Source organism: Microcoleus sp. T2B6 (assembly GCF_036700475.1).
Lineage (GTDB): Bacteria > Cyanobacteriota > Cyanobacteriia > Cyanobacteriales > Microcoleaceae > Microcoleus.
In genome coordinates, this window is the sequence record NZ_JAUBOZ010000043.1 from 1 (window position 1) to 23,112 (window position 23,112).

General features: G+C 44.9%; 24 protein-coding genes. 10 read left to right on the forward strand and 14 right to left on the reverse strand.

Annotated elements, in window-relative coordinates:
* Nucleotides 1–104 precede the first annotated feature (104 nt).
* From fldA to ubiG, 3 genes are all read right to left on the reverse strand, one after another.
* Nucleotides 105–623 carry a flavodoxin FldA gene (gene fldA, locus QUA00_RS19015; protein WP_333410798.1) on the reverse strand — a complete coding sequence of 173 codons (519 nt, stop codon included), beginning with the start codon at nt 621–623 and terminating at the stop codon, nt 105–107.
* A 162-nt stretch (nt 624–785) separates the two neighbouring features.
* A complete protein-coding gene (locus QUA00_RS19020) occupies nt 786–1,112 on the reverse strand; it encodes a cupin domain-containing protein (protein WP_333410799.1) in 327 nt (108 codons plus the stop codon).
* A 486-nt stretch (nt 1,113–1,598) separates the two neighbouring features.
* Nucleotides 1,599–2,444 carry a bifunctional 2-polyprenyl-6-hydroxyphenol methylase/3-demethylubiquinol 3-O-methyltransferase UbiG gene (gene ubiG / locus QUA00_RS19025; protein ID WP_333140867.1) on the reverse strand — a complete coding sequence of 282 codons (846 nt, stop codon included), beginning with the start codon at nt 2,442–2,444 and terminating at the stop codon, nt 1,599–1,601.
* Nucleotides 2,445–2,669: 225 nt separating this feature from the next.
* Here ubiG and QUA00_RS19030 point away from each other — a divergent pair, with 225 nt between their 5' ends.
* Nucleotides 2,670–3,401 (forward strand): TIGR04283 family arsenosugar biosynthesis glycosyltransferase, encoded by a 732-nt coding sequence (locus QUA00_RS19030; protein WP_333410800.1) that lies wholly within the window; start codon nt 2,670–2,672, stop codon nt 3,399–3,401.
* 14 nt (nt 3,402–3,415) lie between these two features.
* On the opposite strand, the gene QUA00_RS19035 is transcribed toward QUA00_RS19030, so the two are convergent.
* The 6 genes from QUA00_RS19035 to QUA00_RS19060 form a co-directional block, all read right to left on the reverse strand.
* Nucleotides 3,416–4,468, reverse strand: coding sequence for an acyltransferase (locus QUA00_RS19035; protein ID WP_333306153.1), 1,053 nt, complete (start codon nt 4,466–4,468; stop codon nt 3,416–3,418).
* A 354-nt stretch (nt 4,469–4,822) separates the two neighbouring features.
* On the reverse strand, nt 4,823–5,509 hold the full coding sequence (locus tag QUA00_RS19040) for a DivIVA domain-containing protein (RefSeq protein ID WP_333140873.1): 687 nt from the start codon (nt 5,507–5,509) through the stop codon (nt 4,823–4,825).
* Nucleotides 5,392–5,970, reverse strand: coding sequence for a pantetheine-phosphate adenylyltransferase (coaD, locus tag QUA00_RS19045; RefSeq protein ID WP_333140875.1), 579 nt, complete (start codon nt 5,968–5,970; stop codon nt 5,392–5,394). The genes QUA00_RS19040 and coaD overlap by 118 nt, the downstream gene beginning before the upstream one ends.
* Before the next feature lie 183 nt (nt 5,971–6,153).
* On the reverse strand, nt 6,154–6,981 hold the full coding sequence (locus QUA00_RS19050; RefSeq protein WP_333140878.1) for a M15 family metallopeptidase: 828 nt from the start codon (nt 6,979–6,981) through the stop codon (nt 6,154–6,156).
* Between the two features lie 225 nt (nt 6,982–7,206).
* Nucleotides 7,207–7,431 carry a helix-turn-helix transcriptional regulator gene (locus QUA00_RS19055; RefSeq protein ID WP_333410801.1) on the reverse strand — a complete coding sequence of 75 codons (225 nt, stop codon included), beginning with the start codon at nt 7,429–7,431 and terminating at the stop codon, nt 7,207–7,209.
* Nucleotides 7,432–7,502: 71 nt separating this feature from the next.
* Entirely contained in the window at nt 7,503–7,715 is a 213-nt protein-coding gene (locus tag QUA00_RS19060) for a helix-turn-helix transcriptional regulator (protein ID WP_333140882.1), read from the reverse strand.
* Between the two features lie 248 nt (nt 7,716–7,963).
* Between QUA00_RS19060 and QUA00_RS19065 the strand changes: the two genes are divergently transcribed.
* Nucleotides 7,964–8,404: a hypothetical protein gene (locus QUA00_RS19065; protein ID WP_333201552.1), complete on the forward strand. Its 441-nt coding sequence runs from the start codon at nt 7,964–7,966 to the stop codon at nt 8,402–8,404.
* A 33-nt stretch (nt 8,405–8,437) separates the two neighbouring features.
* On the opposite strand, the gene QUA00_RS19070 is transcribed toward QUA00_RS19065, so the two are convergent.
* From QUA00_RS19070 to QUA00_RS19080, 3 genes are read right to left on the reverse strand one after another with little or no spacing between them, the layout of a single operon-like run.
* On the reverse strand, nt 8,438–10,618 hold the full coding sequence (locus QUA00_RS19070) for a pentapeptide repeat-containing protein (RefSeq protein WP_333410802.1): 2,181 nt from the start codon (nt 10,616–10,618) through the stop codon (nt 8,438–8,440).
* Nucleotides 10,619–10,676: 58 nt separating this feature from the next.
* Complete coding sequence (locus tag QUA00_RS19075; protein WP_333410803.1) at nt 10,677–11,063, reverse strand: transcriptional regulator; 387 nt, start codon at nt 11,061–11,063, stop codon at nt 10,677–10,679.
* Nucleotides 11,035–11,406, reverse strand: coding sequence for a type II toxin-antitoxin system RelE/ParE family toxin (locus QUA00_RS19080; protein WP_333410827.1), 372 nt, complete (start codon nt 11,404–11,406; stop codon nt 11,035–11,037). Before QUA00_RS19080 ends, QUA00_RS19075 begins: the two co-directional genes overlap by 29 nt.
* A gap of 246 nt (nt 11,407–11,652) precedes the next feature.
* On the opposite strand from QUA00_RS19080, the gene typA reads away from it, so the two are divergent.
* The 6 genes from typA (at nt 11,653) to QUA00_RS19110 (ending at nt 18,492) form a co-directional block, all read left to right on the forward strand.
* On the forward strand, nt 11,653–13,443 hold the full coding sequence (gene typA / locus QUA00_RS19085; protein WP_333212007.1) for a translational GTPase TypA: 1,791 nt from the start codon (nt 11,653–11,655) through the stop codon (nt 13,441–13,443).
* Between the two features lie 319 nt (nt 13,444–13,762).
* Complete coding sequence (locus tag QUA00_RS19090; RefSeq protein ID WP_333410804.1) at nt 13,763–14,914, forward strand: AAA family ATPase; 1,152 nt, start codon at nt 13,763–13,765, stop codon at nt 14,912–14,914.
* Nucleotides 14,904–15,497: a hypothetical protein gene (locus tag QUA00_RS19095; protein WP_333410805.1), complete on the forward strand. Its 594-nt coding sequence runs from the start codon at nt 14,904–14,906 to the stop codon at nt 15,495–15,497. The genes QUA00_RS19090 and QUA00_RS19095 overlap by 11 nt, the downstream gene beginning before the upstream one ends.
* 237 nt (nt 15,498–15,734) lie before the next feature.
* Nucleotides 15,735–16,607 carry a ParA family protein gene (locus QUA00_RS19100; RefSeq protein ID WP_172192852.1) on the forward strand — a complete coding sequence of 291 codons (873 nt, stop codon included), beginning with the start codon at nt 15,735–15,737 and terminating at the stop codon, nt 16,605–16,607.
* Complete coding sequence (locus QUA00_RS19105; RefSeq protein WP_333410806.1) at nt 16,604–17,050, forward strand: hypothetical protein; 447 nt, start codon at nt 16,604–16,606, stop codon at nt 17,048–17,050. Before QUA00_RS19100 ends, QUA00_RS19105 begins: the two co-directional genes overlap by 4 nt.
* Nucleotides 17,051–17,118: 68 nt before the next feature.
* Complete coding sequence (locus QUA00_RS19110; RefSeq protein WP_333410807.1) at nt 17,119–18,492, forward strand: DPP IV N-terminal domain-containing protein; 1,374 nt, start codon at nt 17,119–17,121, stop codon at nt 18,490–18,492.
* Between the two features lie 407 nt (nt 18,493–18,899).
* Here the strand turns inward: QUA00_RS19110 and hpsL are convergent, their stop codons facing one another.
* On the reverse strand, nt 18,900–20,564 hold the full coding sequence (gene hpsL / locus QUA00_RS19115) for a hormogonium polysaccharide biosynthesis protein HpsL (protein WP_333410808.1): 1,665 nt from the start codon (nt 20,562–20,564) through the stop codon (nt 18,900–18,902).
* Here hpsL and QUA00_RS19120 point away from each other — a divergent pair.
* Together QUA00_RS19120 and QUA00_RS19125 are read left to right on the forward strand one after the other, a co-directional pair.
* Complete coding sequence (locus tag QUA00_RS19120; protein ID WP_333410828.1) at nt 20,477–20,809, forward strand: hypothetical protein; 333 nt, start codon at nt 20,477–20,479, stop codon at nt 20,807–20,809. The two genes, hpsL and QUA00_RS19120, sit on opposite strands and share 88 nt — an antisense overlap.
* 349 nt (nt 20,810–21,158) lie before the next feature.
* The gene (locus tag QUA00_RS19125) at nt 21,159–21,860 is read left to right on the forward strand and encodes an alpha/beta hydrolase (protein WP_333140907.1); all 702 of its coding nucleotides are present in this window, start codon (nt 21,159–21,161) and stop codon (nt 21,858–21,860) included.
* A gap of 280 nt (nt 21,861–22,140) precedes the next feature.
* Here the strand turns inward: QUA00_RS19125 and QUA00_RS19130 are convergent, their stop codons facing one another.
* Nucleotides 22,141–23,037 carry a CoA-binding protein gene (locus tag QUA00_RS19130; protein ID WP_333410809.1) on the reverse strand — a complete coding sequence of 299 codons (897 nt, stop codon included), beginning with the start codon at nt 23,035–23,037 and terminating at the stop codon, nt 22,141–22,143.
* Nucleotides 23,038–23,112: the final 75 nt, after the last annotated feature.

Genomic DNA, 23,112 nt, shown 5'->3' on the forward strand with positions numbered 1-23,112 from the left:
TATTAATTATCTCACTAAAGCTATACCTTTCTTTATGTATCTTAACATAGTTTTGTTTTTTTTCGCCGACCTACTTAACGAGTAATTGCAAAACCCGCCCACCATTAATCCTCGATCCCAAATTCTGTCTTGAGTTGAGATACCCAAGATTTTACCCGTGCTTCCGTCAGATCGGATTGGTTGTCTTCATCGATCGCAAGACCCAAAAATTTGCCATTAACTACTGCTTTAGATTCATTAAAATCATAGCCCTCTACCGGCCAATAACCGACTGTTTCGCCGCCCTGTTCCGAAATTTTTTCAGCCAGAATGCCCATTGCATCCATAAAATTATCCGGGTAGCCCTCTTGGTCACCAGTTCCCACATAAGCTACTTTTTGGCCGCTAAAATCAATATCATCAAGTTCTGAGAAAAAGCCTTCCCAGTCGCTTTGCAGTTCGCCGATATTCCAGGTTGGACAGGCGATAATCAGACATTCATATTCAGCAAAATCATCATTTTCAATGCTGCCTATCTCGTGCAAAGTCACGATATCGCCACCAAATTCATCCCGAATCATTTCAGCGACAGACTCTGTTTTGCCAGTTGTAGTTCCGTAGAAAAGACCAATTGATTTCGACATTGTTACTCCGAAGGTGAAACTTGACAGGGTTTGAGATTTATTTTTTTTGATTCAGGATTTGGCATTTCCTGCCTGCAATTCATGCAAAAACAGTAGACGCGATTGTGGCAAACCTGATAAATTAGGGAGTCAAGACAGCAAGGACACTGTTTTTTCATTGGGTTAAATTTGAAAATTCATCAACCAAGCGGACTCGCTCATATCGGGGTCTGCTTCGCAGTCAATTAGTAACAGATTCAGCGTCGTTTGTACTTTTAGACTGCGCGGGATGCCGGCGGGTACAAACACAAATACTCCGGGTTTTAAAGTGACTGTTCGATCGCACACCGTGAGAGTTCCCCCTCCTTCTAAGACGGCGAGGGTTACATCTTTGGAGTTATCGAGGTCAGGTATTTCGGAATTTTTACCCAAACTCATCAGTTTTTGGCTGTCGGCGGGTTGTCCGTCGCTGATTTGATCGGCGGATGCGGAAACTATTGCTGCTGTCACGGTGATTGACCTCCAGGTACTATTAACTTCCGGCACTTATTGCAATTAATATTCAATAAGCTACCATGCAATTTAGATAAATTGTCAAGAGGAAAACATTAAGATTTGTTACACAAGGCTGTCAAACTCGGTTTACACTCAGCACAATCAGCCCCAAATTCACACGGGGCGGTGTTTTTGGATGTTCAGACAGCGCAGCGCCAGGGCTTAACGTAAAAAATAGTTGGTAATTATTTGCAGTTACTTCTTGAAAATACGTTTGTAGTGCGATCGCCAATATAGCAATTCTCACTTGCCCGCAATAGAGTAAGGATACGGCGTCGTGCCGTGTCCCTACGGAATATCTGTATTGCACTCAACAGGATAAGGTGTACCGCTGCGTGCGTACCCTAAAAAATGCAATAGAGGCGGGCTTTAGCCGGATTTGTCGATCGCAAAAATCCGTTTCCAACTCGCCCCAAATGACAACAGTTAACAATTAACTCGCTAATTCTTCGCCCCAACGCCAACATACATAATCGACTGATCCTCATTAATTTTGATTTTAAACAACCCAGACTTTTTGTAATCCATATAGTTAGCTAGATTAGAGGTTAGAGTTTGAGATACTTGTTTGAAAATACCCGCCGAAGGAAACACCTGCTTTCCGCGTGTAAAATCTTCCCAAAACCCGTGCATTGTGGCTAACATAGCGCCAATTTCGCCAAACATATCAAAACCTTTAATTTCAATCTTGCCAAAACCAATATCCTGCATTACCACAGATAGTTCCTCCGGGGTAATAAATTTTTCCCAATCGTGAACGCCCCGCCTAATCTCCTGCAAAATATTTTCCATCAGCCCAATCATCACAATTTGCGAAGAAAAAGTTCGGTTGATTGTATCAAAAAAGAACAGTCCCCCAGGCTTGAGAATCCTGTGAACCTCAGACACAACTTTTTTGTAATCGGCAACGTGTTCCAAAACATCCACGCAGATTACAACATCAAAGGTATTGTCGTCGTAGGGCATATTTTCGGCAAAACCTTGCCTGTAGTCAATCTCAAAACCGCTGGTAACTGCGTGATTTTGAGCGGCTACAATACATTTGTCCGATCGATCTATTCCAGAAACAATAGCACCTCTCTGGGCCATAAACTCGCAAGAAAAGCCGCCGCCGCACCCGACATCTAAGGTTTTCAGCCCTTGCCAATTAGTCGCGTGTCTGTCGAAAAACTCAAATCTGGGTTTGTTTAGATGGTATAAGGCATAAATTTTAGCATTTTCGTCCCACCAATTGTCGGCATTTTCCTCATAAAATTCTAAATCATTTTTTACTTCTGTTTTATGCACGATTTTCTCAGTCCTGCTTAGGGGAAAATATAGAGGGCGATTGCACTTTGGCTTGATTTTATAGGACGCCCCTCAACCTAATTTTTGTTAAAATTATGAGGTTTCGTGACGAGTTCGCAGGCAGACACCGGGTTTCTGAATCCGCGCGCGTAAGTTCTATTTTATCGTTAGTTGTGAATCGCCACAGTTTTTTATTATAATATCTCTGGCATAAATTTCAACCAGATGGATCGCGTTTCTATTATCATCCCAGCCCTCAACGAAGCGACTTGTCTGGAACGCACCCTCCGCCAACTCAGCATCCTCAATCCTCCCGCTTGGGAAGTGTTAGTGGTAGACGGCGGCAGTCAAGACGACACTGTGGCGATCGCACTTTCCGCCGCCACGCGCGTTATTTCTAGCAGTACAGCCGGACGTTCCGTGCAAATGAACTTAGGTGCTCAAGTCGCCACCGGTGAAATTCTGTGCTTTCTCCACGCCGATACTTTAGTTCCTGACGACATTGTAGCGGTCATCCAGAAAACATTGTCCGATGCCGAAATTTCCGGCGGCGGGTTTATCTCCCTGATGGCTGGTTCGCAGCAAACAAGATGGGGTTTTTCCCTCCACAATTACCTGAAAACTTATTACGCGCCGCTGTTATTTCGACCTCATTTATTTTTCAAAGGATTGCGCCTGCTGTTTGGCGACCAAGTTATTTTTTGCCGCCGTACCGATTTTTGGGAATGCGAGGGTTTCGATGCTGCGCTGCCAATTATGGAGGAAGCGGATTTGTGTTTGAAGTTAGTGCGACGGGGGAGACTTAAGTTAGTCAATCGGGTAGTGGAAAGTAGCGATCGTCGAGTTGCGAGTTGGGGCGAATTTAAAGCTATTGCCATCTATCTTTCGATTGGTTTTTTGTGGGGTTTTGGCGTTTCCCCAAGGTATCTCAAGCAGTTTTATGAAGACATCCGCTGACACACAAAATCAGATTAAATTCCCAGAATGTACTGGCTGTAATTTTTTGGCAAAACTTTCTGCAACAGGTAAATAATCGCCCAACAACCGAACAAAGTGCCTGTCACTAAAAAGCCGAGCTTCAGCAGCGGATGTACGGGGTCAATAAACTTATAAAACACTAACGCCACATATCTCACTACTGTCGAATCCAGGAGATATATAGGGAATGAGTAAGCAGCCAATATTTTGACTAACCCCGATACTCTACTGGGAAGTGCGATACTCTTAGAAAATGCGAGGATCGATAATACGAACAAAATTGCGTATCCTTGAGCAGATAGTTTAAAAAACGAGCGGAGAAACCATCCCTCCGAATTCACTCCACTTATCAGGTAATATTCCCAAATGCTCGCTAGATAAAAAAGTATCGTTGCCCCTAAAATTTGCATTTTTTTCCGTTCGAGAACGGGTTGAATTCTGTCATACGAGCCGCCCAAAAATAGACCAGTTGAAAATGGCAAAATCCAACTGAAAATCCAGCGCTCCATCAAAGGTAGAGGTATTGATATGTATTGGAAAGCGGTTAAGTAGAAGAAGATTGTAAAAATTGCTTGAATTGTTAAGCCCAAAGCCAAAACTTTTCGGGGTTGTAAAAATCTTAATTTCACGAGAAGCCACCACCAGCCGTAGCATTGAACAATCACAACGATGAAGTAATAGGGAGGCAGCACTGAACCCGTCAAGATATCTCGGAGTAATGAAAGTAAATCAAATTTTTGGAGTGCTCCCAAATTATTTAAGATGTACAAAGCTACTGACCAAAACAGATAAGGGGGTATAATTTTGGACAGTCTTTTTTTGACTACCAGTGCGGGATTATTTTGATTTTCCAGTTTGTTGGTGAGAAAAAAACCGCTCAACAGTAAAAATGCAGGTACGCAAAATAGTTGCAATGTATCGATCGCCACAAATAAAATTCTGCGATCGCGAAATGCGAAGAACCCAGCATGAGTAATCACAACACTGACGATCGCTAAAGCTCGGATCAAATCAAATTCAGCGAACCGATTAGAAACTTTTTGCATGGTAAAAATTAGATTGTAAAAATTAGAATCAAGTTAGGAATTTTTTGTCTGATACCCAATCCCGGTTTGCTACCCCTTTTATCATTCGGCGGTTGAAACCGCTGCATAGAGTCAAACGAAGTCCGAGCAAAGGGGGACTAAGAGATAAAGAGGGTTTTTAAGCCGGATTTGGTATGAGGATTACAATAGCATAAAATTTTATACTTGCTCCAATCTTCACAAAACTTATGTCTGCCAAAATAAGTCACCGAGTGCGGGGATTGAGGAAGAAAGACTATAGAGACTATTGCGAAAAAAAATCTACCTAAATTAGGTAGACTTTTAGAAATGTTCAAGCAATGAGTTCACTATTGGCTAACCGTTGTTGTGATGGATGTGCGACGCAGAAACACTATCCAACTGCTCGCGCCCGTTGCGGATCACGCGCAGCATATCGCTTAACTTGTGCTCGATATTATCGAGCACTTGGTCGGCATAATCATCGGCTCCGTTTTGAATTTCCTCGCATTCAGCCATCGCCCTGACTCTCATCTCTTCCAATTCCTCTTGAGCCTGGTAGCGAATTTGTTCGACTTCCGCCAGCGTGGCCTGCTGAATTGCCTCGCAGTCGAGCAAAACTTGCTGCCGCAACTGATCTGCCTCTATCTTCGCCTGCTGGAGCAGGCCCATATCGTTTAAAATTTCTGCTGCTCTCTGTTCTGCTGCTTCAATCACTTCCTGAGCGTAAAGTTCCGCCTCTTGAAGCAAGTCGTCCTTGTGCCGGATGATCGTCTCGGCTTCCTGAAAGGCGATCGGCAAATTTAGCCTCACCAAGTCTAACTGATCGAGCAACTGTTCTTCATCCACCAGAGTGCGTCTGGTCATAGGAATTCGCGGGCTGTCGAGAACAATTTCCTCAAGCCTGTTCAATTCCCGCTGGATGTCTACTCCTGCGGTTCGGGTGGGATCTCCGAAGACGGCTGTGTTCTGAGGTGATTCGTTCTCAGTGCCGAGGCCGGTAATGTCGGGTTCGATGCGAGTTGGTTCCTGCTGGCGTAACATTTGTAAATATCTAGGGCGACGTGTTTCGGAACAAGATGATCTACGGAGCCACCAAACTTGGCTATTTCTTTAACTACACTACTACTTAAAAAGCTGTACTCGTTAGAAGTTGCCAAAAAAACTGTTTCAATTTCACCCAGAAGGGTTTTATTGGTGTGGGCCATCTGGAGTTCCATTTCAAAATCTGTTAATACCCGGAGCCCCCGCAGCAGCACTTTGGCTTGTCGAATCTTAGCATAGTTTACTGTCAAACCCTCAAAACTGTCTACTTCTACATTTGGCAAGTGTTGGGTAGAGCGCCGGATCTGCTCGATCCGTTCCTCTACGGTGAAGAGAGGGGTTTTGCTGGGGTTTCTGACTACGGTAACAATTACCCGGTCAAAAAGTTTAGATCCCCGCTCGATAATGTCTGCGTGACCGAAGGTAATGGGGTCAAAGCTGCCTGGATAGATTGCAATCACGAGTTTGGCTCAACGAAGTGGGGGAGTGGGGGAATGTGGGATAGGGGGAGAGTGTGTGGGGGAGTGGGAGAGTCTATTATCCTTGTATCCGTGTAGTGCCTTCCTTCTGACAACTGTCAACCGACAACTGTCAACTGTCAACTGTCAACTGTCAACTGACAACTGTCAACTGTCAACAGACTTCTACTTTTTCATGGAATGAGCTTTGTAGAAAGTTTCGAGGCTTTGCTTGTCGCCCACAAACCGCCAATGCCAAGGCTCGTAACTGACGCCTTGGCGATTGTTTTTGGGGAAGGACATTTCAAAGCTGAAGGCGACGGCGTTGGCTTCTAACCACTTGAATGCTTCGGTATTTTCAAAACTGGGGCTGAGGTTGTGTTCCGGGGCGCTGCCGTCGCCGATGTCGATCGCATAACCGGTGTGGTGTTCGCTGTAACCTGGAGGAGCGCTGACTTCGGCTCGCTTGCTGGCGTTTTGCCTGCGTTCGGCTTTCACGTCAAAAAATACGTGCTGTTGGTCTTGCAGGGAGCGAAAGCCGGATATGGGAGCGAAATAGATGCCTGATGCCGCTGCGGCGTTGGCCATTTCCTGATATTTTGCTGCTGCTGAGGTGCGGAGTTTGACGCTACCGTCGGAGGTGACGCTTACCAAGTCTTTGGCTGGTGCTTCTGGGTACGGCAAGTGTCCCAGCAGGTTTTCTGGGATTGCGGGGACTTTTGGAGTGGTAGCTGGACTCGCGACAGACGGAGACGCGGAACTTGTCGGCGCTGAGTCTTGTTGAGTTTGCTCTGCCTGACTGGTGGCTGGGAACAAGTTAAAGTTGAGGTGCAGCCAGATGCTGACCCCAAAGGCTAATGCGGCCAACCCTAGCAGTTTCCAAATCAGCCCTTTTTTCTTAGACTGACTCTGCCCTGCTTCTGGGTATGGGTGATCTCGCACTGCTTCTGGAATTTCGTCGGCGACAAGCTCCGAGGCTTGCGCGGGTTTTCTTGACAGACTAGCGTTATCCAAGCCAGCTCCACTCCTGCACTTCAATAAGGCTCAACGTTACAAATTGTAGACCGATATGGGCGATCGGACAGCTACAATTGCCGCTGAGAGTATATCATCTCTTTCTGACCTCGCCCCGTCCCATCCGCCAACTCTCGCATTTGTTACTTGGGCCCACAGTCGATCGTCCCTGGGAGGTCGAACTGGTTGGCGCTGGTAGCGCTGGTTTATTTTAAGTGTAATTTGTTACTGTTGTTCGACAAAATCCAACAATTCTTCGATCGACACATCAAACGTCCGCGCCAATTTTAGCAGAGCACCGATGTCAGCCATTGCCATACCGGGCGATCGGGCATAACTTTTAACAGTATTGTAGGATACTCCAGAGCGATCGGCTACTTCCTTTAGCGTCCAGCCTTCCCTAGCAGCAAACTCTCTGATCCGCAATTTAACCACTTCGCCTCTTGACATTAGGGTGAAATTTCACCTCACACTATATATGAGATATAAAGCGCCGACCACCGCCACCGCACTCCCGGCGCCTAATCTTCCACAACCTCAAACAAATCTTCAATCAACAGGTCAAAAGTTCGAGCTAATTTTTGCAAATGAGTAACGTCAACCGTTGCTAACCCCGGCGAACGAGCATAATTCTTAAGCGTGCTGTAGTGAACTCCCGATCGCTCAGAAACCTCTGTCAAAGTCCAACCCTTCTCGGCAGCCAGCTCTCGAATCCGCAACTTAACCAATCCCATTTATTGACAATAGGCCAGTATTGGCCTTAAAATATTTACATCATAAATAGCGATCGCCCCCCGGCCTCGAAAACTGAAGAGCGAACAGCTATTTATTCAAATGACCGACAATTTGGCATTCACCAACAAAAAGTAGGATTCACCAACAAAAAGTAGGATTCACCAACAAAAAGTAGGATTCACCCAAAATTAAGTCGCCTTCACCCAAAAAAGTCGGAGTCACCCCAAACAAGTCGGAGTCACCAACCATGATACCAAAACAAAACTCAGAAGCCAAGCAAATAAATCCACTCTCTCGCTTTGTAACCAAAGAAGCAGTTGCCAAAGTCTTGAAAGTCAAGCCAGAACTGATTCGGGACATTCGCTGCTGGGCTTACGTCATCCACGTTGTGGGAGTTGGGATTAGTCGGTTTGTCAGCTACGGAGATATGCCGCCAATTTTAGGAGTCGAACCGCCGACGCTGCAAGATTGCAGTCGGTGGCGGAAACGCTGGAGAAGCAGCCAACATCAAGCACCGATATTTTGGGTAGATTTTTATGAGGGGAAATTTCGGCAGTCTCGCGGTGTGGAAGAACTCTTCAACTGGGGTAAGTTGGTAGGTAAGATTAAGCACGGGTTGTCAGAATTGCAGGTGCAGTTACTGCGGAACATTTATTGTCTGATGAAAGAGTGTATTCAGGCTTTTTGAGTAGAGTTTGTTTAGCAAACCCCTTAACTAATTTTATTCGTGAGTAGATCCATCGGGCATAATTGCACCAGTGAGTTTAGCATTTGTAAAGTTGGCTCCCCCTATTTTTGCACCAGTTAAGTTAGCGCCAGATAAGTGTGCATAACTTAAATTTGCTGCGCGGAGGTCGGCTGAAATTAGGTCAGCACCACTCAGTTTTGCACTGTTTAAGTCAGCTTGTCGCAAATCAGCTTCGGTTAAGTCTGCTGTAGTTAAATCGGCACTGTGTAATCTTGCATCGTTTAAGTTAACTTGTCTTAAATTAGCTCTGCTCAAATTTGTGCTATCCAGTGTTGATCCCTGAAGTTTTGCCCCACTTAAATTAACATCTCTCAAATCGGAATTATTCAATTGTGCCGAAATCAAATTAGCACCTTGTAAATTGGCTCCCATCAAGTTAACACTGCTCAAGTCCCTACCAGTTAGCTCGGCATTTTGCAGCGATACATAAGGAGCAATTAAGTAAGCGCCCGCTTTCACGGGATCGAAATCAGTAGGAAATAAAGTTGCTTGATTGCAAATCGCTCCTTGAAGTTGAACTCCTTTGAGATTTGCTCGATCGAGGTTGGCTTCTAAAAGGTTAGAATTACTCAGATTTGCATTTGTCAAATCAGCATTTTTCATGTCTACTTTCCTCAAGTTTAGCCCGCTTAAGTTAGTTTGAGCAAGGTTGGTCGTTGTGAATTTTGTTTGTTGATTGAGTTTAGCACCGCTGAGGTTTGCACCGTTCAAATCGGCTTCACTAAAATTTGCATATTCTAGCTTTGATCCTCTTAAGCTTGCTTTGCTTAATTTGGCTTTTTCTAGTTTAGCTGATTGTAAATTAGCCTGAGCGAGGTTGGCATAGATTAAATTTGCCTGATTCAGATTGGCACTGGATAAACTAGCCTGAGCAAGGTTGGCATAGATTAAATTTGTCTGATTCAGATTGGCACTGGATAAATTAGCCTGAGAAAGGTTGGCGTTGACTAAGTTGGCATGATTCATATTGGCACTGGATAAATTAGCCTGAGCAAGATTGGCATCGCCTAATTTTGCTTCGCTAAAATTGGTGCTACAGAAATAACCATCCCTCATATCTGCTCCCGTCAAAATTGCGCCGCTGAGGTTGAGGCTCTGCCAATTAACACCCCTTAAGTTAGCTTTTTTCAAATTAGCTTTACTCAGGTTGACATCAGAAGCTAGGTTTTTACCGGTTAGATTAGCATCGGCTAAATTAATCCCAGTAAAATCTCTTTCTCCCTGAGTGTAACGCTCCCAAAAATCCTCAACACTAACAACGGGTTCCAGACATTCCTCAGACTCATCCTCCACATCCTCACAGCTATCCTCTAAAGCCATATCTTCAGCATCCGGCGCCAATCCTTCCAAATAATCCGATCTATCCAAGTAATCCGAACTCGCTACAAACCGCCTTTCTATCTCCTCCTCATTTAATACTTCGCTGCTTTCAAATCGCTCAATTAATTGCTTGACTATTTGGCAGTCATTCGTGCGGATTCCCACTTCTTTCTCTGCACTTTGGTCGCTGTTAGTCAGAAAATTATGACTCCCCAACATGGCAAAACTAGAATCACACACTAAAAAGTTTTCGTGAGTTCCCAATAAATAGAGACAAAATTTATCGGGATATTCGCTGGCTAATTCTTGCAAATCAGCCAAAGCATTGTAGCGCCATCCCTTGCCGATTTTTTGCCTGTCTCCCAGATAACCCCACCCAATATTTATCAAACATCCTCGGTTCAAGCAATCCCTAAATTTTTGCAGCAATTCATCATTAATGCTGTTACAATTGAGCCAAGGGCAAACAATAATCAGCCGCTCTTGAGCTAGTGATAGCGCTTCCATCAACACAGCACGACTGTTGGGACGATCGCATACTAACTGATACTGAAAGTCTGACTTTTGCTTTTCTGTCTCCGTGTCAAGCTCGATCGGTCGATCGGCAATGACAGACATATCGCCATTTCCCAAATCACACGGCTGTTGCAGGGACGCAATTTCAGCAGTCAAACTTTCTAGCATTTGCGGTTCAGGGCGATCGTTAAATCGCTGTTCCTGTGCCTCTAACTGCCTCTTAAGTTTGGCTAAATATTTTTTCAGAATAACTTGCTCTTCTTCAATCTGCAATACTCTCGTGGCTATTGATACTAAATCTAGTTCGGTTTCTGACATAGTGCTACCCTAAAATCAAAAAAACTTAAAAAGCCATGTTTGGGAAATGGGCGAGTCATCAAACATTACCAACTTCCGCCAATTCAGCAGTACCAACAGAATCTTCCTCTTCCCCTTTATCCCCTTCATCAACCACAACCGTTAACTTCAATCCCAAAGCCTTCAGCCAATTAGCCAAAGCATAAATTGTGGCGCTTCCATTCTGCGACAACAAAACATCTAATTTTTCCAGATGCAATGAGGCCTCCTCATCAGACATAATTGGTTCGCCCAGAGCCTCAAATACATCTCGAAGCGATTTTCGCATTATTCCCATCTCTAAATCGCCTTCTTCCTCTTCTTCAAAGATCAGTGAGAGGTAAGCAGCAGCATAATTTGGGTCTTGGAAATTGGAAATTTTAAAAGAATGATAACTATCACTCGTCGGCACTTTGGCGTCTTTCATAATCTCTCCAGTATTCCTGAGCTTTAACAATGTCTTGGTCTTGAGTGCTTTTATCTCCACCGCACAGGATAAGCACAATCGTAGCTCCCGCTTGTCCAAAGTAGATTCGGTAGCCCGGGCCATAGTCAATCCTTAATTCCCAGACTCCTGCGCCAACTGAGCGATAGTCTCCTAAGTTGCCACCGCTAACCCGCTGAAGCCTTTTATCAATCCTAATTTTAGCGTTAACATCCCGCAGGGTTGTAAACCATTCTGCAAAGGGAACTGTGCCATTTTGTCTGATATAACGCTGAATTTCACGCTTGTTGTACTTCCATAAAGTCGATCGTACTTGCACCCTCATCTTAATACCGGCGATCGCCCCGTATCCAACCTTCTTCACCTGGGTCAACTCAACATCGCCGATCGAAAGAAACTCTGCCGTCATCGGTAGTGTAACGCTCAATTTATCTCGGTTGCGCTTCCATAATCTTGATTTTAGCGACGATCGCACTCCAATCTTACAGCCCCGCTCGATCGCCCCTTGACTTGATGCGCTACAATTATTAAGAAATCTTTAGTTAGATCCGTTTAACGTTCCAGACGCATTATGAGTCTTCCCATTCGCAACGTCGCCATCATTGCTCACGTCGATCACGGCAAAACCACCCTTGTGGACGCTCTCCTCAGACAGTCCGGGATCTTCCGCGAAGGGGAAGAAATCCCAGATTGCGTCATGGACTCCAACGACATCGAGCGCGAACGTGGCATTACCATCCTTTCCAAAAACACCGCCGTCAGGTACGGAGAAACCCTGATCAACATCGTCGATACCCCCGGACACGCGGACTTCGGCGGAGAAGTCGAACGAGTTCTCGGCATGGTTGACGGCTGTCTGCTGATCGTAGACGCCAACGAAGGCCCGATGCCGCAAACCCGGTTCGTGCTCAAAAAAGCCCTAGAAAAAGGACTGCGCCCGATCGTCTTTGTGAATAAGATCGATCGCGAGCGAGCAGACCCCCACAAAGCCGTCGATAAAGTTTTGGATCTGTTCCTCGAACTAGGTGCTGACGACGATCAGTGCGAATTTCCCTATCTCTTCGGTTCCGGCTTAAGCGGTTACGCCAAAAAACACCTCGAAGACGAAGGGGTAGATATGAAGCCCCTGTTTGAAGAAATCCTCGACCACGTACCACCCCCCGTAGGCGACCCCAACAAGCCACTACAACTGCAAGTAACCACCTTAGATTACTCAGAATACGTCGGTCGCATCGTCATCGGTCGCATCCACAACGGCACGATTAGAATTGGTCAACAAGCAGTCTTAATCACAGAAAGTGGCGCGCTTGTCAAATCAAAAATTACCAAATTGATGGGCTTTGAAGGCCTGAAGCGGATTGATATCCCAGAATCTTCTGCTGGTAATCTTGTCGCCGTTGCCGGTTTTGCTGATGCGTATATTGGCGAGACAATTACCTGCCCCAACGACCCGCAAGCGCTGCCTTTAATCAAGGTAGATGAACCGACTTTGCAGATGACTTTCTCTGTGAACGATTCGCCGTTCTGCGGTCAAGAAGGTAGTTTGGTGACATCTCGACAAATTCGCGATCGGCTAATGCGAGAACTCCAAACCAACGTCGCCTTGCGCGTCGAAGAAACCGACTCTCCCGACAAATTCCTCGTATCCGGCCGGGGCGAACTCCACCTCGGAATCCTGATCGAAAATATGCGTCGCGAAGGATACGAATTCCAAGTATCCCAGCCCCAAGTAATCTTCCGCGAAGTCGGCGGTCGTCCCTGCGAACCCTTTGAATGTTTGGTGTTAGACGTACCCGAAGAAGCCGTCGGCGGCTGCATCGAACGCCTCGGTCAGCGGAAAGCAGAAATGCAAGATATGCACGTCAGCAGCACCGGTCGCACCCAAATCGAATTTTCAGTCCCCGCTCGCGGTTTGATTGGATTCCGAGGCGAGTTCATGCGCTTGACTCGCGGCGCTGGAATTATGAACCACAGCTTCCTCGACTATCGCCCCCTCGGTGGAGAAATTATCGCCCGTCGCAACGGAGTATTGATTTCCTTTGAAGAAGGAGTTGCAACTACTTATTCACTGAAAAATGCTGAAGACCGCGGCGTGTTTTTCATTACCCCCGGAACCAAGGTTTACAGAGGGATGATTATCGGAGAAAACAACCGAGATGAAGACATGGAGCTGAATATTTGCAAGTCGAAGCAGTTGACAAACCACCGGGCATCTGGCGGTGAAGAATTGGCGCAATTGCAAGCGCCAGTCGATATGAGTTTGGAGCGCGCTTTGGAGTACATCGGCCAGGATGAATTGGTGGAAGTAACGCCAAAATCAATTCGTTTGCGGAAGGTTTCTAAGAAGTTAGTCAAACGCTAAAACAACTTGAGGGCTGGCAATTTTGCCAGCCCTTAGTGTCAACTTCAAACTCTATTTAATGGCCATATTAATAATTGTAAATAACCGAGTAATTATGAGAACCCTCTAAATTTGATAAGCAATTAAGCAGATGGCACCATGAAAACCACCGTTGAACTTAACTAAGAATTGGTTAAAGAAGCCTTTGGCTTAACCAATTTCAAGACATAAAAATAACTAATTGGCTTTGCTTTGCAAGTACAAAGTCTTGTGGGAGAACGGATGTATTTCTAATCGACCCTTAAATTGCTAATTATCCTAACGTTTATCAATAAAAATTATGCTGAAGAGAATTTATGTAAATAATTTTAGATGCCTGGTCAATTTTGAATTGACAGTAGATAGCTTAAATCTCTTTCTGGGTTCAAATGGATCGGGCAAAACTACCGTTTTCGAGGTTTTAAGAAAACTACAGAAATTTATTTTAGGCGATCAAGCTTTCCAGCAAGATTATAAAGTATCAGATTTGTTTGCAAGCAAGGATTTAACAAGATGGCAAAAATCAAACATTCAAAAATTTGAATTAGATATTGAAGGAAATGGTGGTATTTATAAATATACCCTAGAGATCGAACATCAAAGAGACTATGCACATCCTAGAATGCGACTAGAAAGCTTAACTTTTGACGGACAACCTCTGTTTAATTTCTGGGTTGATCCAGGCGATATAGGTATAACTGTAGGCCAAGCTAGGTTGTATAATGACGATCCCGATCGCGAAGGTGCTTTCGTGCCGTTCTTTGATTGGTCGCGTTCTGGCATTGGTTTTATTTACGAGAGGCCTGACAATCTAAAGCTTACATGGTTCAAAAAACGGATTTCTAACTTTTTTATTGTACAGATCAATCCTTATATAATGGAATCAGAAAGCCTTAAGGAGGAAAGTTCACCTAACTGGGATATGTCAAATTATGCAGCTTGGTACAGCTATTTATCTCAAGAATCTCAAGGTAAAATATTTAAGTTAACGCTGGAATTACAAAAGATTATCCAAGGATTTGATTCATTTCAAAATTCTAAATCCGGTGATGTTAGGATTTTGTCAGCATCTTTTACCCGTCCCAGCAAGGCTGCTTATAGGCTTAATGAATTATCACATGGTCAAAAAGCTTTAATTGCTCTATACACCTTAATATATTGTTCTCCTGATGATAATTTTACTTTGTGTATTGATGAACCAGAAAATTTCCTAGCTTTACCGGAAATAAAACCTTGGTGGGGTAGGGTGATGGACTATTGTCTGGAAAATCAAGCACAAGTAATGTTAATTTCTCATCACCCCTCATTAATTAATTACTTAGCAAGCAATTCAGGTTACTGGTTTGAACGAAGAGATAATGAAGCTGTCCGCGTGCGGCGAATTACTGATACTGAAGAAGAAGGTTTATCAGTTGCTAAGCTTATAGAACTTGGATGGATTTATGACGAGTAGAGATGATTTACCAGAAGTAACTATTCTCTGTGAAGATATTGACCAAGAGCGATTTATAAGACAATATCTGATCTGCTGCGGATTGGACGATCGCAAAATTAAAGACTTTGGCAATCCTAAAGGGAAAACAATTAAAAATAACAATGCTTTGATACTCAAGCATTATCCAGAGCTGATTAAAAGTTATAGAAGCCGTAAGTACAGAAATATTGCTGTAGTAGTGATGATTGATGCTGATGAAGATAGCTTGGACGATCGAATGCGTTCTTTAAATATAGCATTAGACGAAACAGCAGGTAATTTAAACAAAGATCCGCGACTGCCTAATGAGAAAGTTGCTATTTTTGTGCCCGCCCGAAATATTGAAACGTGGTTTTATTACATTAATAACAATATGGAAGGGCAAGAATGTAATGAAAATACTGATTATAAAGATAAAAAAATGAGTGCAGAAGAGAGGATTGAACTAGCTAAAAGAGCGGCAAAAAAATTGGCTAGAGAAATATGTCATCAGGGAGTCGATCGCATTACTTTGCCTTCTCTCCGTTATGCGTGTAGGGAGTTGCAAAGGCTACAGTTGTAAAGAATGAGTTAGTTGATGTGACATGATGTTCTGTTATATCCCCGATTTCTTAAAGCCATCGAGTATCGGCGTTTTCTGTTTTGTTTAAGTTCTTCTACTTAGTTAATGATATAATATCAAACTTTCCTTTTTATAGAAAAATTTGCACCTAGTGACCCTAATGCCCGATCGCGCGATCGACTAACCGCCACAATATGTTTTAATTTATATTTGAGCAAAATCCAAACAAAGCCAGCCATGAGTCCTAAATCAATAGCCGTAATCAACTTCAAAGGCGGTGTCGGGAAGACTACCGTCACTTGGAGTCTGGGAAATATTATATCCCAAGGAACCGACTTAGAAGTCTTGATGTTAGACTTAGATCCGCAAATGTCGCTCACAGAGGCGATCGGACTTAACGAAAATACAGGTCATTTAGATGATAAGTTTGGTAAGTGGTACGAACAATCTCTCAAGCATAGACTTACAATTTACGACGCTCTAGAAGTCTTTAAAAAAGCCGGACAGAATTTTAAATTTCCCGTTGGTTTCGACACCATTTATCAGATTGACGAACAGTTGCATTTTGTCCCTTCAGTTGAAGAATTGTATTGGTTGGATATCGATGGATTTGAGGGGAAAAGTGTTAAAGATTTCATCCGCAGATTCATCGGCAAAATCGCCAACTCTGCCAATCTCCCCAAATACGACTTGATGCTTTTTGACTGTTCGCCTTCCTTCAGTCTCCTCACCTACAGCGTACTCTCTTGCTGCGACTTAATATTAATTCCCGTCAATCCCGATTATTTTGGTTCTAGGGGATTAAGTTTAGTTTTAAACTCGCTTCAGAAACGGATTGAGCCTTATCCGTTTCCCAAGATAGCAGTCTTTATGAATAAAGCTAAAACCTATGGAGGATTGCTGACAAATGAAGTTCAGTTTTACATGAGAGAAGTAAAGAGACTTTGCGATGAGATATCAAAAGATAATAACATAGAAGTTAGATTTTTAGAATCGACGATTCGGGAAAGCGTCGGGCTAAAACGGGCGATAAATGAGGGAGAACTGCCGCGAGAATTAGTTAGAGAATTTGAAAAACTATGGCGCGAGTGTGAGGAGTATCTGAAATGAGTAAAAAAGAAATTTTGGCGGCTTCCGAACAAGAAAGCGGGGGGTTAGTTGAGGAAATTGGCGAACTTAAGGAAATCTTGCGGGACGTTGCTCGAAAACTAACCCGGCTTGAGACTCAAGTCAAGCGGGGAGTGATTTCTGCTGGCTCAAAAGCTTCGGATATCCCTAGGGGTGCTGATGTTAATAAACCTGCTAATTTATCGGCGACCAATGTTCTAGAAGTTTATGAAGAACTGCGTTTACAAGCTAAGAAGGGTAATGAAGAAGAGGTGAGGCAAAAGTTGTTGGCAATGAGTGCAACTGACTTGAACTTGATGTGTTGCGAGTTAGGGATGCCACCCAGCAGCAAGAATCCGTCCCGCAAAAAAATGTTTGAGCTAATTATTGGCAGAATTAAACAGAGTTTGAGGCTGTCGCGGCATATAGACCGACAAACACTTTGAAAATTAGCAGAGGAATCGATAAAATGCGTTTTAACTTGCATTTCCCGCTGCGATATGGAACAGGCAAGATGCCCGTTCCACAAAAGCTTGTTCCACAAGATTTTCAGTTGAGTGTGGGGAGTAGGGGTTGGGCATCTTGGCCGCCCCTGAAAAGCTTGTGGCAAATTCTGCAACTTTTCAGCTTCCATAAATTATGGCCGATAAGTGCGATCGGCCTATTTTCACTAACACTCTTAATCAGCTTGTTTTTGAGCCTTCACAGCCCTCCCCCAACCGCCGCCCAAAAACCAAGGATACTAGCGTTTACCGCCCTCCAGATGCGTGGCAGCGAGAACAGATCCCCTTTATTTGCGGTCAATGCTACCAGTTGGGCTCGCCGCGAACTTACACCTAATATAGATGTTATCGCTCCCCTAGTGTGGTCGCCCAACGGCCAGCGACTGGCTTTCGTTGGCGGATACAGCGACATCTATACAGTCAATGCTGACGGTTCTCGACTAACTAAACAGTTTGCTGAGGCTGGTTGCAAAGCAGCTAATTTTGAAATAGCTTGGTTTTCCAACAGCCAGAAACTTCTTTTTGCCCGTTCTTGCAACGGTTTTACCTCTGATGCTCCCGGCAGTGAGTCACTTTATATAAGCGACACTTCTGGCATCCAAGGAACTAAATTAGTTAGGAATTTGGAAGTAGGAGGATATCCGCCTAAAACAGAAATTTCATCGGAATTTTACATTTCACCCAACGACCAGCAGGTAGCATTTGTCAAGGATAAAAATATCTACAAAATGAATGCCGACGGTTCGGGAATGACCAAACTAACTAAAAGCCCCGGCGAATATATATCCGGCGGAAGTGAACTTGTTTGGTCGCCAGATGGCACAAAAATTGCTTTCCTGTTCGGCGCTTATCCGAAACAGCAAATTTACACAATTAATGCCGATGGAACCCACATCAAAAATTTGACAAACAACCCGCAAAATGAGGTTTACAACGTCAAACTATTTTGGTCGCCCGACAGCAGCCGCATTGCTTACTATTACAATAAACCCGGCGATTCATCAGGCGAACAGCAAGATATTTACCTGCTCGACATTAACCGGGGCACAGCAAAGAATCTCACCCAAAAACCCAGAAACTACGACGAATTTTCGTGGTCGCCGGATGGCAATTTTATTGCTTTCGTCACCGGAGAGTTCAACAATCAAAAACTCTACACAATCAAGGCTGACGGGAACCAGCTAAATCAACTCGCTCCTCGGCTAAAACCGTCGGGAATTTCAGAATTAGCTTGGTCTACAGACAGCCAGCAAATCGCTTTTATATTTAACGAAATCCAAGGAGACCAAAGCAACTTGTATGTAATTAATCGGGACGGTTCGGCCTTGACTAAATTGACAAACGACAAGGATTTGAATGCTAGCAATCCGGTTTGGCAACCGTAGTAAAGTTAAGAGCCACAATATGCTGTAGGGGTGGGTTTTAGCACAGATAAACCCAGAAGGGCGGGCTATATAGCAATCCTAAATGATTTGTGTAATTCTTGTAGGGGCAAAACCCACGCCCGGTTGCCCCGCCTTGACTGGGGTAGGCACTCTTAGCACTACCGCTACATATTTTTACAACTGATGCGAGGATTGCTATATTGCAATACGCTTGGGTTAGTGTTAAAAAAAACCGATCGTGCGTAGGTTGGGCGGAGTGGAACGAACCCTCCGTTTCACTCCGCCCAACATTTTCGCTACAATTTTCCACGGGCCCAAGCGTATTGGGCTATATTGGCATTACCCCGGAGCGAAAGCAGGTTACTGAACAAGAAAGAATCCACCAAACTCAACACTCAAAACTCTTCTCAAATTGGGGAAGATGCAATAATTTTTTTCTCATTTAATGCCTGGTGAACTTGCAATTCATTTGACTCAACTTCCTGATGTTTTTCATCCTGCACCTGTTTATCAATTTTGGGCAACTTTAAAATCGCCCCAGCTAAAACCCAATAATACACGGACACTGGATCTACATCCAGCGGATAGTATTGAGTATTGATCGTAATAAATGCAACAAACACCCAAAAACTAGCTCCGTAACTCCGCAAACTTTTGTCCTTGACTGATCGGTAAGCTCTAAAAGTTAGAAAAGCTAAGTGTAAAAGCATGATCTGAAAACTAATCATTCCCGGATAACCGAGTTCGTAGATTAACTTAGGTTGGAAAGTTTCAATTAGCTGCGTGGTACCAAATATTCGCGTTGAATTAGTCGCTCGTCCCACACCTTTACCGAGAGGTTTGTCAATGATAAAATTGTGGCTTTGCTCGAACTGATTAAAGAGAAACTGCTGGGGCGGTGCAGCATTCCAGCGACTAAGAAAACTCTCCCACCGCTGCTCGACAATTCCCGGGTTAATAGCTGCACCGACAAACAGCAGAATCGCCAGTCCTGCACCGATGGGAATAAATCGTTTTAAATTAACTAATTGACCGGTGAGAACTAGCAGGATTGCTGTAGCAAGGGGAACCATAACTAAAGCAGCTCTTTGACCGGAAATAACTGCATTGGCAAATACTAATGCCATGCCCAATAAACCGATAACTCGCCACCAGAATGAAGGATCGCAAAAGGCAGAGGCAAAGGTTAAAAAAGCATTAGAAATTAAAAACCAGGCCCACTGCCAAGGCGCGACAAAAGTTCCCGGCAAGCGGACCATCTTGACTTCTGGACTGAACACCAAAGAACCGCCGACAAAACATCTAGCTTGCAGCGTTGCTTTATATAATTCTGCTCCGGTCATTCCTCGGGTTCCGGCACACTTTCCACTTTGCAGCAACAGGTACTGAATCAAACCGAGAAGGCAGCAAACGATCGCCAAAACGATGTGCATTCGACTAAAAAATACCAAATCCTTCTTAGTGCGGAGCAGATAATAGGTACAAGCAATCAGCGGTATGTAACCTATCAATACTTTTAATCCGAGAATTCCTTGCAGAATTGGTTTGTCGCCCGCCCTAGGGTTGAGCTGCATCTCCCCGTTGACAAAAATTAAAGTCAGCATTGCCATCATCAACAGGATGCTGAAGGTAGAAAGCATTTGTTTGGGAATGAACATGGGCAACTGTTTCTTTTTGCAGCTTTGAATTAGGCCGATGAGGGCTGGTATGTAGAAAGCATCTTTGGCTACTTGAAATGCAGCATTCCCGCCGCCAACTGCGTAGGTAATTGTACCGCTGAAAGGCAGGTAAATTAGAAAAGTCCACAAAGCTTGACGGGGGTATTTGTAGGAAAGCAGCAAGATGGCTGCGGCGGCGCCTCCTGCAATAGCAATCTTAGGGCGGGCTACGAACAACAGGGGAATGCTGAGAGCAACGCTGACTAAGCAGCTTATGGCGATCGCCTGCACCAATTCATTGCGCTTTTCTGAAATTTTGCGTTTTTGTGCAGCTACTTCTTTTTTGCTTAGCGCTGTTGTTTTTTCGCTGTGATTGTGTTTGGATTTCTTGGATTTGCGCTTGGTTTTCAACATATAGCAGAAGCAAGAGGGAAGAAGGAAGAGGGAAGAGGGAAGAAGGAAGAGGGAAGAAGGAAGAAGGAAGTTCGGCAACGGATTATGTAACGGATGTAACGGATGTAACGGATGTCAGTCCGATGGAAGTCGGAAGAAGGAAGTCGGAAGAAGGAAGTCGGAAGAAGGAAGTCGGAAGAAGGAAGAAGGAAGAAGGAAGTCGGAAGAAGGAAGTCGGAAGAAGGAAGAGGGATTTAGTTGTCTAAGAGAGAAAGAAGAAGCAATCGAACCCTTATGTTTGTGCAATTAAGAAAGTCCTCCCCGTCAGGGCGGTTCCTAGAATTTTTATAAGGCACTTATGTAGAAGGCGGAAGACACTGTGATATAGAAGGCTGCAGATGTAGAAGGTAGAAGGCAGAAGGAATAGAAGCGAACAGATTTCTGCAGATGTGGTAACTTATTTTTAAAGTCAAGAACGAAAAAAAGTCTCGGTCGAGATGGTGGGTGTGACGCGGGCACAAATTACACGGGCGACATTGTAGAATATAACTGCTGCATCTATAATGTACAAAAATGTACAAATCTCGAAAAAATAATTTTAATCTAGCGGTGAATATGAAATTAACAAAATTTGTATCGATCGGCATTGCCCTACTTTTAGGAGCAAGCGGGAGCATATTATCTAGCAGCAGTAGAGCATTAGGGGCCGAAAAAGTTGTCCTCACATTTGGCCCGATCAGACAAGGCATCAATATCAGCGACTTAGAAGACTTTGCTAAAAACGGCACGACGACGCCAACCCTCCAACAAATTATCCGGTTCTCCAAAATGGACGCGCAAATGCTGCGGGGGTTCATGGGTTTAGAAATTGGTTTAAAGCCTGCTAATCTGGCGAGGGTAGTTTACAGCACTCCCGGAGAAAAAATCACTGACGACATCGGTCAAGCAATTCGGACTCAGCGCCGCACAGAAAGCGGGAAAGCTTTGCGGGCAGCGGTGATCCTGGCTGCCGGGGACGACGGTAAGGTATCGCTGCTGGAAATCCTGAAAAAGTATCCTCTTAACGAGGTTTACGTAGATGTTGCCAGCCTTCGCACCACTGTTGGGAAAGTTCAGAGTATAGCCGGAACTCTGCGAAGCCTGCTTGAAGATGTGACGCGATCGACAACTCGCACAACTGAAACAACTCCCACCGAAAGTCCGATCGAACCTCGCCGCAGCGTGCAGCCAACAACTCCGCCTCCAGCGCCGCGCCGCGCCGCCCCCTTGCCAGCACCCGCACCGCAGCCGGTGACGCCTGTCAGAGGGCTTTGGTAAAAAAATCATAAAAATGTCCTAAAGGCGGGTTGAAGCGGCTGTTGTGGCATTCTGCAGACACTTTTGATATCCAATCCCTTAGCATCGGAATAGGAAATCCGAGTTCACTGTTCACTGTTCACTGTTGACTGTTCACTGTTCACTGTTCACGGCGTCAACAGTCAACCGTCAACATCATGTATGAGTGTAACCGGAAATGATATGAGAGCAAACCCGCCCCCGCCCTACCCCTATCCCAACCCTCAAGAGGGTTAGGACTTTTGTGGAAACTCCAAACCAATCAATTTTTCTTGAGCAATTTTTTGAGCAACTTAGGAATCTCTGAAGGTCGAGCGGCCACAGGTATGTCGGCCTCTTCAAAGGCAGCCATTTTGTTTGGGGCCGAAACTCCAAAGGCTTTCTGGGCAGCCGCGCGAGAACTGATCAGGATGCCGGCGTGGCCCAAAGACGGCCCCTTGGGAGCGTAGCGGCCGGCCAGATAAGCAACCACGGGTTTGTCGATCGCCGAGGCGATGTAAGAAGCAGCAGCTTGTTCACTCCACCCGCCAACTTCCCCGACCAAAACCATCGCTTCCGTACTGTCGTCTTCGTCCAAAATTTGCAGCCACTGCATAAAAGAAGAACCGACAATCGCGTCGCAGCCAATACAAACCGCCATCGACTGTCCCAACCCAGCCTCCGTCAGTTCTAGGGCAACTTCGTAAGTCAAAGTGCTGCTGCGGCTGATTACTCCCACCGGGCCGGGAGTGTAAAATTCCTTGGGGTGAGTTCCCAGCAGCAGTTTGTCGGGCACAATAATCCCCGGACTGTTGGGCCCGATTACCAAAGTTTCGGTGGCTTCTGCTTTTCTGACTAAGCGCACCATATCCAGAGGAGGCACTCCCCCAGTGACGATCGCGATTTGCCGAATTCCTCCCGCGATCGCTTCTAGAGCCGCATCCAGCACCGAGTAAGCGTCTACCAAAATTACCGCAGTGTCAACGTGACCCACTGCCGCCACTGCTTGTTCTACCAAATCAAAAATCGGAATTCCCTCCACTTCCTGCCCCCCCCGACCGGGACTAACACCGGCAACTACATTCGTGCCGTATGCTTTCATCATCAGGGCGGCGCGGGTGGACGCGGGAGATTCTGTAATGCCCTGTACTAGGACTTTGCTTTCAGGAGTTAAATTCATTTTTTCCCAATTGACACTCGATCTGTAAAAAGCAGAAGGCCTTCATCTGTACCGAAATCTCGTTTTTTGCCGATC

Bases quoted from the DNA above. Each gene is read 5' to 3' on its own strand.
- typA (WP_333212007.1), top strand. From the start codon at position 11,653: ATGAGTCTTCCCATTCGCAACGTCGCCATCATTGCTCACGTCGATCAC.
- QUA00_RS19100 (WP_172192852.1), top strand. From the start codon at position 15,735: ATGAGTCCTAAATCAATAGCCGTAATCAACTTCAAAGGCGGTGTCGGG.
- QUA00_RS19030 (WP_333410800.1), top strand. From the start codon at position 2,670: ATGGATCGCGTTTCTATTATCATCCCAGCCCTCAACGAAGCGACTTGT.
- QUA00_RS19060 (WP_333140882.1), bottom strand. From the start codon at position 7,715: ATGGGATTGGTTAAGTTGCGGATTCGAGAGCTGGCTGCCGAGAAGGGT.
- QUA00_RS19075 (WP_333410803.1), bottom strand. From the start codon at position 11,063: ATGAAAGACGCCAAAGTGCCGACGAGTGATAGTTATCATTCTTTTAAA.
- QUA00_RS19055 (WP_333410801.1), bottom strand. From the start codon at position 7,431: ATGTCAAGAGGCGAAGTGGTTAAATTGCGGATCAGAGAGTTTGCTGCT.
- QUA00_RS19070 (WP_333410802.1), bottom strand. From the start codon at position 10,618: ATGTCAGAAACCGAACTAGATTTAGTATCAATAGCCACGAGAGTATTG.
- hpsL (WP_333410808.1), bottom strand. From the start codon at position 20,564: ATGTTGAAAACCAAGCGCAAATCCAAGAAATCCAAACACAATCACAGC.
- QUA00_RS19125 (WP_333140907.1), top strand. From the start codon at position 21,159: ATGAAATTAACAAAATTTGTATCGATCGGCATTGCCCTACTTTTAGGA.
- QUA00_RS19090 (WP_333410804.1), top strand. From the start codon at position 13,763: ATGCTGAAGAGAATTTATGTAAATAATTTTAGATGCCTGGTCAATTTT.
- fldA (WP_333410798.1), bottom strand. From the start codon at position 623: ATGTCGAAATCAATTGGTCTTTTCTACGGAACTACAACTGGCAAAACA.
- QUA00_RS19130 (WP_333410809.1), bottom strand. From the start codon at position 23,037: ATGAATTTAACTCCTGAAAGCAAAGTCCTAGTACAGGGCATTACAGAA.
- QUA00_RS19065 (WP_333201552.1), top strand. From the start codon at position 7,964: ATGATACCAAAACAAAACTCAGAAGCCAAGCAAATAAATCCACTCTCT.
- QUA00_RS19040 (WP_333140873.1), bottom strand. From the start codon at position 5,509: ATGTTACGCCAGCAGGAACCAACTCGCATCGAACCCGACATTACCGGC.
- QUA00_RS19095 (WP_333410805.1), top strand. From the start codon at position 14,904: ATGACGAGTAGAGATGATTTACCAGAAGTAACTATTCTCTGTGAAGAT.
- QUA00_RS19110 (WP_333410807.1), top strand. From the start codon at position 17,119: ATGCCCGTTCCACAAAAGCTTGTTCCACAAGATTTTCAGTTGAGTGTG.
- QUA00_RS19035 (WP_333306153.1), bottom strand. From the start codon at position 4,468: ATGCAAAAAGTTTCTAATCGGTTCGCTGAATTTGATTTGATCCGAGCT.
- QUA00_RS19080 (WP_333410827.1), bottom strand. From the start codon at position 11,406: ATGAGGGTGCAAGTACGATCGACTTTATGGAAGTACAACAAGCGTGAA.
- QUA00_RS19105 (WP_333410806.1), top strand. From the start codon at position 16,604: ATGAGTAAAAAAGAAATTTTGGCGGCTTCCGAACAAGAAAGCGGGGGG.